The sequence below is a fragment of the Micromonospora sp. NPDC049203 genome, assembly GCF_043197215.1.
GTDB lineage: Bacteria > Actinomycetota > Actinomycetes > Mycobacteriales > Micromonosporaceae > Micromonospora.
Window position 1 is genome coordinate 1 of record NZ_JBICSV010000022.1, and the last position, 9067, is coordinate 9067.

Annotated in this window: 8 protein-coding genes; 5 read left to right on the top strand and 3 right to left on the bottom strand. The window is 71.6% G+C overall.

Translation table 11 applies throughout. From position 1 onward, the window contains the following. Positions 1 to 634: 634 nt before the first annotated feature. Positions 635 to 931, bottom strand: coding sequence for an SCO4848 family membrane protein (locus ACGFIA_RS28575; RefSeq protein ID WP_357481401.1), 297 nt, complete (start codon positions 929 to 931; stop codon positions 635 to 637). 123 nt (positions 932 to 1054) lie between these two features. Here ACGFIA_RS28575 and ACGFIA_RS28580 point away from each other — a divergent pair, with 123 nt between their 5' ends. The 5 genes from ACGFIA_RS28580 to ACGFIA_RS28600 all read left to right on the top strand — a co-directional run bounded on the left by ACGFIA_RS28580 (position 1055) and on the right by ACGFIA_RS28600 (position 8330). Next, positions 1055 to 1498 carry a PRC-barrel domain-containing protein gene (locus tag ACGFIA_RS28580; protein ID WP_357381822.1) on the top strand — a complete coding sequence of 148 codons (444 nt, stop codon included), beginning with the start codon at positions 1055 to 1057 and terminating at the stop codon, positions 1496 to 1498. 286 nt (positions 1499 to 1784) lie between these two features. After that, positions 1785 to 2843, top strand: coding sequence for a tryptophan--tRNA ligase (gene trpS, locus ACGFIA_RS28585; protein ID WP_357470903.1), 1059 nt, complete (start codon positions 1785 to 1787; stop codon positions 2841 to 2843). 271 nt (positions 2844 to 3114) lie between these two features. Continuing rightward, complete coding sequence (gene argS / locus ACGFIA_RS28590; protein ID WP_357470900.1) at positions 3115 to 4833, top strand: arginine--tRNA ligase; 1719 nt, start codon at positions 3115 to 3117, stop codon at positions 4831 to 4833. Between the two features lie 70 nt (positions 4834 to 4903). Further along, positions 4904 to 5431 (top strand): alpha/beta hydrolase, encoded by a 528-nt coding sequence (locus ACGFIA_RS28595; protein WP_357381828.1) that lies wholly within the window; start codon positions 4904 to 4906, stop codon positions 5429 to 5431. 178 nt (positions 5432 to 5609) lie between these two features. Beyond that, entirely contained in the window at positions 5610 to 8330 is a 2721-nt protein-coding gene (locus ACGFIA_RS28600; RefSeq protein WP_393263034.1) for a hypothetical protein, read from the top strand. A gap of 22 nt (positions 8331 to 8352) precedes the next feature. On the opposite strand, the gene ACGFIA_RS28605 is transcribed toward ACGFIA_RS28600, so the two are convergent. Continuing rightward, positions 8353 to 8649: a DUF4287 domain-containing protein gene (locus tag ACGFIA_RS28605; RefSeq protein WP_357381832.1), complete on the bottom strand. Its 297-nt coding sequence runs from the start codon at positions 8647 to 8649 to the stop codon at positions 8353 to 8355. A 182-nt stretch (positions 8650 to 8831) separates the two neighbouring features. Beyond that, positions 8832 to 9067: non-reducing end alpha-L-arabinofuranosidase family hydrolase (locus tag ACGFIA_RS28610; RefSeq protein WP_366626333.1), on the bottom strand; the 236-nt coding region annotated here is incomplete at its 5' end.

Sequence of the window (9067 nt, forward strand, 5' to 3'; positions counted from 1 at the left end):
ACCTGACCAGTCCGGGGTATAAAACAATTGGCACTGGCTTTACAAGCACCCTGTTGAGTTCTCAAAGAACAACCACACACCAACCACAAGGCCCCACATCAGCGGAACCCCCAGCCGGGGCATCTCGTTCAAACACCCGCCGCTCTCGCGCCGGGCACTTTTACTACGTTACCTCACCGTCTCTGCCGTGTCAAACCGTGTGTCCCGGTCTGTCATGCTTCGTACGGGTCGGCGCCGCTGAGCACGCGCAGCAGTCACCCGCTGCACTTGATCATCGGATTTGGCAGGCCGGCCGCTGCGGTTTCCCGCGAGCTCGCCCGGTTCCCTGCCGGTCGACAACCTTACCCGGTCGGTTCCGCTCCGCCAAATCCGCCCTGCGGCGTTTCGGCGGGCCTCGCCCGGCCCGCGCCCGCACAAGGCGTAAGCCTCGCTCGGACCCGGTGCCAGCCCGTTTCGGCGCTCCCGGGCTTTCGTCCCGTTTGCCCCGTTCCGCGCTGGCAGAGAGAAAGTTACGCGTCTGCGGGTTTGAACGTCAAATCGAGGGGTAGCGGCGCGCGTCACACCCGACCGAAGCCGCCGGTGATCAAGGAGTTCGCGTCCCGATCAGCGTCCCCAGCGGACACAAACTCCTTGATCAACGGGGTGGGGACGGGCGGGACGGGGACGGGGACGGGCGAGGCGGGGAAGGGCGGTGGCGAGAGGCCAGCAGGGCGCGGACGCCCAGGGCTCCCACTGTCGTACCGATGGCCAGGGACGCGGCGATCAGGAGGGCGTGCACCCAGAGGAAGCCGGTCGGGCTGCCCTCGCCGACGACGCCGGCCGACCAGGCGCGCTCGTCGTTCCAGATGGCGAGCGCGAACCTCGGCCAGATCGCCCACGTCCAGACGCCGACGGCGACCAGGAACAGCGACCAACCACGTGACAGGACCATGGTCGGCCAGTATGCCAGCGCGCCGTCGTCCCAGCTCAGGCCCGCAACGGACGCCGCTCGTGTTTCCGGTGCCGCCGCCGGGGCACTGTCTCTGCCGAGAGCCGATTCGACGGAGGTGTGCCGATGCAGCCGTTCAGCCCGTGGACCTGGCGGGATCCGTCCGCCCTGGCCGGTGGATACGACCAGACCCGGCCGGGAGACGTGCCGCAGCAGCGCACCGGCGACGCGGACGACGGCCCCGACGCCCCCGGCCCGGGTACGCCGATCGACCTGACCGGCTACCGGGTAGAGGCGACGGACGGCCGGATCGGCTCCATCGACGAGGCGAGCGAGGACGCCGACGCGCGGTACCTGGTGGTCGACACCGGCCCGTGGATCTTCGGCAAGAAGGTGCTGCTGCCGGCCGGCACGGTGGCGCAGGTCGACCACCTGGACCGCGTCGTGCACGTGGACCGCACCCGGGAGCAGGTGAAGGAGTCACCCGCGTTCGACGCGGAGCACTTCGCCCATCCGGACTACCGGGAGCGGGTCGGCACCTACTACACGGAGAGCTATCGACAGCGGTAAGCACCGCGGGGGTGCAGCCACACGGGCCGGTGAACGGCTAACGTGTCAGGCATGACCCGTTCGCGCAGCCACCTCCCGGAGACCCGCAGTGGTCTTTCGGGCCACGCTGCCGACGGCCGGGAGCAGATCCTCGACGTACTTCGTGCCGGCGGACTCCGGTTCCGCGCCGGCGGGCGATGGCGGCGCTCGTTCTGACGAGCCCGCTCCACCGATCCGGGTGACACCCGGATCGTCTCCCGCGCATCCGCGCGTCCCCGCCAGCGAACGGCACGAAAGGCGTACGACCATGTCCTCCGCACGCATGCTCACCGGCGACCGCCCGACCGGGCGGTTGCACCTCGGCCACTACGTGGGCAGCATCGCCAACCGGGTGCGGCTGCACCAGCGCTACGAGAGCTTCTTCATCATCGCCGACCTGCACATGCTCACCACGCGCAACAGCCGCGCGGACATCGAGCAGGTGGCCCACAACGCCCGCGAGATGGTCACCGACATCCTCGCCGCCGGGGTGGAGCCGGAGCGGGCCACGTTCTATCTCCAGTCCGCGATCCCCGAGGTCGGCGACCTGAACACGCTGTTCCAGAACCTCATCACGGTGCCCCGGCTGGAGCGGGTGCCGTCGCTGAAGGAGATGACCCGCGACGCCGGCAAGGACGAGATGCCGTACGGCCTGCTCGGCTATCCGGTCCTCCAGGCCGCCGACATCCTCTGCGTGAAGGGGCAGGTCGTGCCGGTCGGGAAGGACAACGCCGCGCACGTCGAGGTGACCCGGGAGATCGCCCGCCGGTTCAACCACCTCTACGGCGACGTCTTCCCGGTGCCCGAGATGCTCATGTCGGCCACACCCACGCTCGTCGGCACCGACGGCGCCGGGAAGATGAGCAAGAGCAAGGGGAACGCCATCGCGCTCTCCGACGACGCGGCGACGGTGCGCCGCAAGGTGATGGGGATGTACACCGACCCGAACCGGGTCCGCGCCGACGTGCCCGGCACCGTCGAGGGGAACCCGGTCTTCGAGTACCACGACGTCTTCAACCCGGACCGGGCCCAGGTGGCGGAGTTCAAGGCCCGCTACCGGGCCGGCCGGGTCGGTGACGTCGAGGTCAAGGAGGCGCTGGCGACGGCGCTGAACCGGTTCCTCGACCCGGTCCGGGAGCGCCGGGCCCGCTTCGAGGCACAGCCCGGCCTGGTCGACGAGCTGATCGTCTCCGGCACCGAGCGGACCCGCGTCGAGGTGCGCCGAACGCTCGTCGAGGTCCGCCGGGCAATGGGCCTGAGCAGCGCGTACACCCAGGTGCGGCGCCGGGCCGAGCGCTACCGCAAGGCCGTCGGCACCTCGGCCTGACCACGAGCCGGTCCGGGGTACGCACTTGCGCCGGCCCCGGACCGGCCGGTTACGCTACCGACATGGCCAGCTCGCACGCGTACCCGATGACGTCCACCGACGTCCGGCTCGGCGCGCTGCGACGCCGGCGGTCCCGCGACCGCCTGCGCTGAGCCTTCCCCTCCTGCGACCGGCGGATCGAGCCGCCGGTCGTCATCGATCGTCCTCGCTCCGCCGTCGCGTTCCCGTCAGGTGATCCGCGCGGCGGATCCACAGCGAGATCGGCGTACTCATGGATCTTGAAAGGTTGCTTGCCGACCGGCTGGCGCCCGCGTTCGCGGCGGTGGCCGGCATGCCGGTGGACCCGGCCGTGCGGCGCTCGCAGCACGCGGACTTCCAGTCCGACGCGGCACTGGGGCTGGCCCGGCGGCTCGGCCGTCCGCCGCGGGAGATCGCCGCGGAGGTACGGGAGCGCGCGTCCCTGGCCGACCTCTGCGCGGCGGTGGAGGTGTCCGGCCCGGGCTTCCTGAACCTGACGGTGTCCGGGCACGCGCTCGGCGGGCTGGTCTCCGCGCTGGCCGCCGACCCGCGGCTCGGCGTGCCGCCCGTGGCCGAACCGGAGACGGTGGTGGTCGACTACTCGGGGCCGAACGTGGCGAAGGAGATGCACGTCGGGCACCTGCGGTCGACGGTGATCGGGGACGCGGCGGCGCGGACGCTGGAATGGCTCGGCCACCGGGTGCTGCGCGCCAACCACCTCGGCGACTGGGGCACGCCGTTCGGCATGCTGATCGAGCACCTGCTCGACCTGGGCGAGGCCGGCGCGGCGCAGGAGTTGTCCATGGGTGACCTGGACGGGTTCTACAAGGCGGCGCGGGCGAAGTTCGACGACGACCCGGCGTTCCGGGAACGGTCGCGGCAGCGGGTGGTGGCGTTGCAGGGCGGCGACCCGGCCACGCTGCGACTGTGGCGGCTGCTGGTAACGCAGTCGGAGAGCTACTTCCTGACCGTGTACGACCTGCTCGACGTGACACTGAGCGGCGACGACTTCCGGGGCGAGAGCAGCTACCACGACCAGCTCGCGCCGACCGTCGAGGAACTGGACCGGCTCGGACTGCTGCGGCGGAGCGAGGGCGCGGACTGCGTGTTCCCGCCCGGGTCGGTGGGGCGTGACGGCGAGCCGCTGCCGCTGATCGTGCGCAAGTCCGACGGCGGGTACGGCTACCCGGCCACCGATCTGGCCGCGCTGCGGCACCGGACCGGCGCGCTCGGCGCGACAAGGCTGCTCTACGTGGTCGGGCTGCCGCAGCGGCGGCACTTCGAGATGGTGTTCGCGGTCGGCGCGCAGGCCGGCTGGCTGGCCACGCCGGTGCGGGCCGAGCACGTCGGGTTCGGCTCGATCCTCGGCCCGGACGGGCGGATGCTGCGCAGCCGGGCCGGCGGGTCGGTGAAGCTGGTCGGGCTGCTCACCGAGGCGGTCCAGCGGGCCACCGCGCTGGCCCGGGAACGCGATCCGGAGCTGAGCGAGGCGGAGGCCGCCGAGGTGGGACACGCGGTGGGCATCGGCGCGATCAAGTACGCCGACCTGTCCGGCGACCGGCACAAGGACTACGTGCTGGACTGGGAACGGATGCTGGCGCTGGAGGGCAACACCGCGCCGTACCTCCAGTACGCGTACTCCCGGGTCCGGTCGATCTTCCGGCGGGCCGGCGCGGCGACGCGACCGGACGCGGACGTCTCGCTCGCCGAGCCGGCCGAGCGGGCGCTCGCGATGGAGCTGGTCGGCTTCGCCGCGGTGGTCGAGGAGGTGGCGGGCACCATGGAGTTCCACCGTCTGACCGCCTACCTGCACCGGCTGGCGGTCGCGTTCAGCGCGTTCTACGAGCGGTGCCCGGTGCTGCGGGCGGATGCGCCGACGCGGGAGAGCCGGCTCGTGTTGTGCGAGCTGACCGCCCGGGTGCTGCGGCAGGGCCTGGACCTGCTCGGCATCCGCACCCCGGAACGGCTGTGAGGCCGCGGGGTCACTGGAAACCCGCGCAGCGGCTAGCGTGACGCATCGATCCGACGCAAGGGAGGCTGCCATGGCGAATCGACGCGCGGTACTCGCTCCGGGACGGGGCTACGACACCCGGGGCCCGCTCTTCGTCTACATCGGGGAGGCGTTGTGCCGGCTCGGTTTCGAGGTGCACGAGGTGACCTGGCGGTCGATCGGCGATCTGCGCCACGACGCCGCTCCGGAGTGGGTCGCCGAGCAGTTGGATCCGGTCCTCGACGCCGGGGTGGATCTGCTCGTGGGCAAGTCGCTCGGCAGTTTCGCCGCCCCGCTCGCCGCCGACCGGGGCATCCCGGCGGTCTGGCTGACGCCGCTGCTGACCGACCCCGCGGTACGGGAGCCGCTGGGCCGGGCCACCGCGCCGTTCCTGCTGGCCGGCGGCACCGCCGACCCGGTCTGGGACGGGGCGGTGGCGCGCCGGCTCACCCCGTACGTGGTGGAGGTCGCCGACGCCGACCACTCGATGATGGTGCCCGGGCCGTTGGCGGCCTCGGCCGAGGCGCTCGGGCGGGTCTGCACGGCGGTGGAGGAGTTCGCCGGCGCTACCGGCCGCTGACCGGTCAGCGGCGGCGGCGCCACGCCCACACGCCGTGCCACGGCTTGATCGCTCCCATGGCCGAGACGATAGACGTCGCTCTCCAGCCGGAGGGGACACCGCCGCCATCGAACCCGTGCGATCCTTCCTCCGCGGGCGCTTCGATCGTCGCCCGCGTTCATTCACGGGGAGGACCGGAATGCGTACCTTCGCGCCCACTTTCGGGCGTCTACTCGCGACAGCCACCACGTTCGCCGTCGGTTGCGCGACGGTCGTCGGCGCAGCCGCGACTCCGGCCGCGGCGGCCGTCGGCGGGCCCACCGAACTCACCACCGCCGGTCAGGCCTGCGCGGCCCAGGCGCCCGGGCCCTACCTGAGCCCGGTACGCCTCAACGACGCCAACGCCGTCGTGCTCCAGGGCACCTACAGCGGGACGCCGCAGAGCGCCGACCCGCAGGCCGACTTCCAGGTGTGGGACATCACCACGCCGGATGCCCCGCAGCAGTGGCTCACCGGCCTCGCCCCGCACAACAACCAGGTCTACGTCCAGCTCGAAGATCCCGATCGGCAGCGGCACGGTGTCACGTACGGGTGGCGGGTGCGCGTCCTCGACGGCGCCGACACGTCGCCGTGGAGTGCCACCTGCTACTTCACCATCGACCGCGTCGGCGGTCCGGCGCCGGACGTCGCCTCGGCGAAGTACCCGACTGGCGACTGGGAGAACGCCGGTGGCGGGGTCGGCGACACCGGAAGCTTCACCTTCACCTCGGCCTCCGACGACACAGTGAGCTACCAGTACCGGTTCTCCGGAACCGGCGACGAATATGTCGAGGTCCCCGCGGCGGGCCTCGGCGGACCGGCCACCGTCACCTGGACGCCGCAGGACGCGAGCCACCACTCGGTGATCGTGTACGCCATCGACCGGGCCGGAAACTGGTCGGAGCGCAACGTCTACGAGTTCTGGGTACGCGAGACGCGGCCCTCGGTCTTCTCCAGCGCCTATCCGGACTGGAGCACCAACCTGGACTACGGCGTGGGCGTGCCCGGCGCGTTCGAGTTCACCTCGAACGTCCCCGGCACGGAGTCGTTCGCCTGGCGTATCGACGGCGACGGCCCTTCCGGTTCGGTCGTGACCGGCGGCGAGCGCACGGTCACCGCGATGATCGCCCCGACCCGGGCCGGGCGGCAGACCCTGTACGTGCGCAGCGTCACCGCCGACGGTGCGACGCACCCGGAACGGGCCTACACGTTCGTCGTCGACAACGCACCCCGGGTCACCGGCGACGTCGACCGGTACGTGATCATCGGGTCGTCGCTCCGGTTCCACCTGGCCCCGCGCATGCCCGAGGTCACGTCCTACCTCTACTGGACGGCGGACTACAACGGCAACGCGAGCCAGAAGACCGTCCTGCCGGCCGGCGCGGACGGCACCGCGGACCTGATCTGGACCGCCACCAGCGAGAGCACGCAGGCGCTGTACGTGCAGAGCCGCAGCGCCGACGGCACGCTCTCCGAGCCGCGGTTCATCTCCGTCTCGGTGTCGGGCGCCAGCCCGTACGTGACCCGCAGCGGCGGCGACGTCGTCGGGTCCACCGCCACCTTCACGGCGCGCACCGAGATGGTGAACGTCGTCGAGTACGAGGTGTTCCTCAACCGCGACCCGGCCACCCGGCAGGTGTTGCCGCCGGCGGCCGACGGCTCCGTCACCTTCCAGTACACGCTCAACGAGCGCGGCTACACCTACGTCACAGTGACGGCCCGCAACGCCGCCGGGGTGCGGACCACCGAGGGCGGGAACTCCTGGTCGGTCACCGACTCCCCGGTGGTCGTGTCGACGGACTTCCCCTCGTCGGGTTCCGGCAAGTTCGCGCCTGGCACCTTCACGTTCAAGCCCCGGCAGCCCGGCGCGGTGAAGTACACCTACCAGTTGCCCGGCGCCGACGGCACTGTCGCCGCCACGGCCGACGGCAGCGCGACGATCAGCTGGACTCCGCCGGACGCCGGCTACTACACGCTCTACGTGAAGAGCGTGACGGCGGACGGCGCGCAATCGCTGCAGACCTACTACTCCTTCTCCGTGGCGCCCGACCCGTTGACCGTGACGTCGGTGTCGCCGTCGTCGGTGGAGACCGGCGCGGTACGGACGATCACGATCACCGGCAGCGGCCTCCACCAGGAGGATCAGGTCACCGTCACCCCGGCCGGTGGCACCGCGATCGCCGCGACGGTGCGGAGCGTCTCGGCGGACCGCCGGACCCTCACCGCCGATGTCGACCTGACCTCCGCCGCTGTGGGCAAGGCTTCCGTCTCGATTCGGCCTGACGAGTGGAGCACGCCGGTCTCGCTCGCCGACGCGTTCTCGATCACCGCAGCTCAGGCTCTCCGGTCGGTGGCCGCACCGGCGGTGACCGGCACGGTGGCCGTGGGGGCGACGGTGCGCGCGTCGACCGGGCAGTGGAGCCCGGCCGCCTCGGCGTACGCCTACCAGTGGGCGGCCGACGGCACCGCGATCAGCGGAGCGACCGGTTCGACGTACGTGATCCGGGCGTCCGAGCTGGGCAAGCGGCTGACCGTGACGGTCACCGCGACCAAGCCCGGGTACTCGTCCGGCCGGGCGACGTCGCAGGCCACGGTCCCGGTCGCGAAGGGCCCGGCGTTGCAGGCCACTGTCAACCCGACGATCACCGGTACGCCTCGGGTGGGGCAGACCGTGCAGGCAACCACCGGCACCTGGACGCCCACCGCCGACTCGTACCGCTACGAGTGGCGAGTGGGCGGGGAGCTGACCGGCACGACGACGAAGACGCTGACGTTGACCGCGGCGATGCGCGGCAAGGCGGTCACCGTGACGGTCGTCGCGGTGAAGGCGGGCTACGCCAACGGTCGTGCCACGAGCGCTCCGGTGACCGTCCGCGCGTGACGTCACCGGCCGGCCGGCCCGATCACGGGCCGGCCGGCCGGGCGGCCTTGCCGTCCAGCCACAGCGAGTCGCTGTCGTCCCGGTGCGAGCCGGTGGACCCGACGTGCTTGGCGCTGATCCTCGGCCCGTTCCTGATCACATGGTTGAGCGCCATCGCGTGTCCCCGGCCGAGCCCGTACTCGTCCTTCAGCCAGGCCACGACGACGCCCGCCTTCACGTCGGCCGCGTCATAGCCGCGCTCCCTGGCCTCGTCGACCAGGACGCGCGGGGTCTTGCCGGTCTTGTCCTCGATCGCGTCGAGGTACGCCTGGAACGACATCTGCCAAACCCTTCGCTCGGGAGGTGGTGACAACCTCCACCCTCTCGGGCGGGGCGGTTCCGATCAACGACGGACCGGACCACCACCGTTGCCTCCAGGGCAACGATCACCGCCGTCCGAGACGCCGGAGAGCCCGGCCCGCGAGATCGCGGGCCGGGCTCTCCAGATCTCGGGGTACGCGCTCAGCGCTGGAGGGTGAGGAGTCCGGGGCGGTAGGGCAGGAGGCCGTAGTCGCCGCCGGAGTTGGGGGAGCGGCCCTGGTAGAGCAGTTGGAGGTTGCAGGGGTCGACGGTGAAGGTCTGGTCGGCGGTGGTGCGGATCAATTCGCCGTGGCTGATGTCGTTGGTCCAGGTGGCGCCGCTGTTGGCCTTGCCGGCGAACGGGTTGGACTCGGTGGCCGCCTGGGGGGTCCAGGATC

Excerpts from the sequence above, each read along its gene's own strand:
- ACGFIA_RS28575 (WP_357481401.1), bottom strand. The coding sequence starts at position 931 with ATGGTCCTGTCACGTGGTTGGTCGCTGTTCCTGGTCGCCGTCGGCGTC.
- ACGFIA_RS28600 (WP_393263034.1), top strand. The coding sequence starts at position 5,610 with ATGCGTACCTTCGCGCCCACTTTCGGGCGTCTACTCGCGACAGCCACC.
- ACGFIA_RS28595 (WP_357381828.1), top strand. The coding sequence starts at position 4,904 with ATGGCGAATCGACGCGCGGTACTCGCTCCGGGACGGGGCTACGACACC.
- ACGFIA_RS28605 (WP_357381832.1), bottom strand. The coding sequence starts at position 8,649 with ATGTCGTTCCAGGCGTACCTCGACGCGATCGAGGACAAGACCGGCAAG.
- trpS (WP_357470903.1), top strand. The coding sequence starts at position 1,785 with ATGTCCTCCGCACGCATGCTCACCGGCGACCGCCCGACCGGGCGGTTG.
- ACGFIA_RS28580 (WP_357381822.1), top strand. The coding sequence starts at position 1,055 with ATGCAGCCGTTCAGCCCGTGGACCTGGCGGGATCCGTCCGCCCTGGCC.
- argS (WP_357470900.1), top strand. The coding sequence starts at position 3,115 with ATGGATCTTGAAAGGTTGCTTGCCGACCGGCTGGCGCCCGCGTTCGCG.